Source organism: Paenibacillus sinensis (assembly GCF_019904155.1).
In the GTDB taxonomy this organism is placed as follows: domain Bacteria; phylum Bacillota; class Bacilli; order Paenibacillales; family Paenibacillaceae; genus Paenibacillus_AQ; species Paenibacillus_AQ sinensis.
Window position 1 is genome coordinate 1 of record NZ_JAHCMB010000164.1, and the last position, 1,943, is coordinate 1,943.

4 protein-coding genes are annotated in these 1,943 nt (G+C 42.5%); all 4 read right to left on the reverse strand.

Going from position 1 to position 1,943, the window contains the following annotated elements; all coding sequences use genetic code 11:
- Positions 1-189, reverse strand: a 189-nt coding sequence (locus KIH86_RS18995) for a hypothetical protein (protein ID WP_223110612.1), incomplete at its 3' end; no start/stop codon positions are given.
- A 115-nt stretch (positions 190-304) separates the two neighbouring features.
- Entirely contained in the window at positions 305-826 is a 522-nt protein-coding gene (locus KIH86_RS19000; RefSeq protein ID WP_223083226.1) for a GNAT family N-acetyltransferase, read from the reverse strand.
- 13 nt (positions 827-839) lie between these two features.
- Positions 840-1,358 (reverse strand): GNAT family N-acetyltransferase, encoded by a 519-nt coding sequence (locus KIH86_RS19005; protein WP_223083227.1) that lies wholly within the window; start codon positions 1,356-1,358, stop codon positions 840-842.
- Between the two features lie 21 nt (positions 1,359-1,379).
- On the reverse strand, positions 1,380-1,745 hold the full coding sequence (locus tag KIH86_RS19010) for a DUF4180 domain-containing protein (RefSeq protein WP_223083228.1): 366 nt from the start codon (positions 1,743-1,745) through the stop codon (positions 1,380-1,382).
- Between the last annotated feature and the right edge of the window lie 198 nt (positions 1,746-1,943).

The following is a 1,943-nucleotide window of genomic DNA, read 5'->3' on the forward strand; positions in this document are numbered from 1 at the left end:
ACCATCAACTATATTGTTGATAATAGTCTGGCTGGGCCAACCGATTTTCATATTCATTTCTTGATACTTATGATCTATGTAATATCCGGCTTGCAGTCGGGCAATCAAATAGAAAATCAAGTGAACAATTATGATCACCGCTATAACTAGGGAAAACAGAAACATCGTTATCGTTAATCTACTTTTCATAAATCCCCCTGTCACTACATAACCTCATTCAGCAATTCCGTATCTTTGTTCGTTACCCATCCAATGACTTACTTCTCGCCAACTTACACAAAGTGTGCTGTCATAGATCATCGAGTCATAACCCCATCTGCGGGCTCACTCTCAAAACAATCCGATATTCGTATAACAAGATTTCAATCCCATCGGGCATGACCCGCTGTCTCACGAATTCAAACCCATTTGCCTCGTAAAATCTTCTTAAATACGCCCGGTCGCCATAGAACTCAATTCTGATAAACTTCTTGTTTCTTTCTTTAGCCAGGGCCTTAATCTGATCCATGACCCTTGCTGATGCTCCAGTACCTCGATATCCCTCCGAAATACCGAATTTCTTCAGAAAAAAAGTGTCATCTCCATCGATCTCCGGCCACCAGAACCGGTTTTCATCCTTAAGCATGAACGCACCGATCGGATCACTGCCGTTCCTGCAGATATACAATTCAGCTCCAGGGTTAGCCTCAAGAAAGGCTTCACGCTGTAACCCTTCCAAACTCCACATATCGTTGCCATTGGAAACAAGCCAGTTCGCAATGCTTCTTAGAATATCTAAAAAACTATCCAATTCCATATCATGAATTCGATCAATTTTCACTTCCATTTTTAGCTTCCTTTCAACTTGATTTTCTGTCTTTTCGAAAAAGATAGGTACGTATATTACGATTTCGGGAGTTGTTGAACTCAGTCTCCAATTTCATTCCGATGAGCTCGGCTACTCTTCTAGAAGAGACATGATCAACGGGCATATTAATGCAGATCGAATCCAGTTGAAGCCCATCAAATGCATAATGCATGCAGGCCCGTGCCGCTTCCGTTCCATACCCCTGCTTCCAATAGTGTTGGTCTATGATGTAGCCCAAATCATTTTCAAGCTTGCTATTGATTTCGGACTTCATGATTCCGCAGTCGCCAATGATCACATCACGTTCCTTTAGAACGATTAACCAGCGTCCAAACCCATTTTCCTGATAGCTTCGCATATTTCTCTCAATCCAATGGGTTACCTGCTCTTTATCAAACGGCTTCGGCCAAAAGCTCATGGTTACGGGATCAGACAATATGCCATAGATTACATCGAAATCCCCTGTGGTATACTGCCTGATGATCAACCGCTCAGTTTCCAGTACCTTCATGATTGTTCTCCTTCTAGCCTCTCAAACCGCACTTAACTTCTCAACAGCCTGTTCCTCATCATTTACGAAGAAGATATCCTTGCCATTGTTACTCTCATATATAAAATCCTTCAGGCTCTTGCTTGAATAGCCCGAGAAATCCCCGTAAATCGCCAGCTTGGTTTCATAATTAATGAACTTCTGAAGGATCTCCCCGGCAAGCCGTGTCTTTAGATCAAAAAAGTCTTCACTGATTGCCGACTTGTTCATCACAATTCGACTAGTTCCTGCTTCATATCTTACCGTTGCCATCAGATCCAAGGCAGATTGGACATCCGTAATCAGTAATTCGTCGCTGCTGACTGCTGCTATATCTATTCCGTTTCTATTAATTGTAGTTATATTCATGTTGGCCTCCATTTGGGTAGATTTAGGATTTCCGCATTGTGAAGGGAGTGGCTTAATTCCTCAGTTCATTCCCAACAGCCCACCCCCAACACTTCCAATTGCCCCCATTGCCGATGGTCCTCTACCTGGCTTAATGCTCTTCATCGTTGGTCTCCTTCTTGAATTTATATCATACTTATTCGGATCATACGGATCTAA